The organism is Vibrio sp. 1078-1 (genome assembly GCF_033340475.1).
In genome coordinates, this window is sequence record NZ_JAWOWM010000413.1 from 1 (window position 1) to 670 (window position 670).

Genomic DNA, 670 nt, shown 5'->3' on the forward strand with positions numbered 1-670 from the left:
AATGGTGAATACGTAACTGGCGATATCGATCAACAATACCTCGACTTCCTAGATGGTTTGCGTAATGACGATGCAAAAACGCAACGTGAAATTCAGCAAGATCTAGCGAACCTAGAGCTGCACAACGAAGGCGCGTAAACCAGCGTCATCATTATCGGGATAAAAAAAACCAGAGCCTAGGCTCTGGTTTTTATTTTTGTATCATTTTTAGTGAATGTTGTAGGCAATCACAAAGTCGATGAACAGACGCACTTTCTCTGGCAAGTGATCTTTGTGGTTGTACAGCATGTAGATGTCGCGCGGGTTTGCGCTCCAATCTGACAATACTCGCAACAATTCACCACTTTCGATGTATTCCTTAATCATCACATCAGGCATTAATGTAATACCTAGACCTTCTGAACAAGCACTGCGAACAACATTGAGTGCGTTGGCTTGGAAACGACCACGCTCTACGTTCACCACAGACTCACCTTTGCTGTTGATCAGTGTCCACTTGATAAGTGGGTAGCCTTTTAGCAAAGAGTGGTTTGAGAGCTCTTCTGCGTGGTTTGGCGCAGGGTTGGCTGCTAGATAGTCTTGGCTGGCAACCAAAATATCTTTTACTTCGCCAATTTTACGAGCAATTAGGCTGGAATCTCGTTGCGGACCTACACGGAAAATAACATCC

General features: G+C 44.5%; 1 protein-coding gene. It reads right to left on the reverse strand.

Translation table 11 applies throughout. The annotated features are described in order from the left end of the window. Window positions 1-207: 207 nt before the first annotated feature. Window positions 208-670 (reverse strand): substrate binding domain-containing protein (locus tag R7190_RS27905; protein WP_318137931.1); only part of this gene is annotated, 463 nt, incomplete at its 5' end.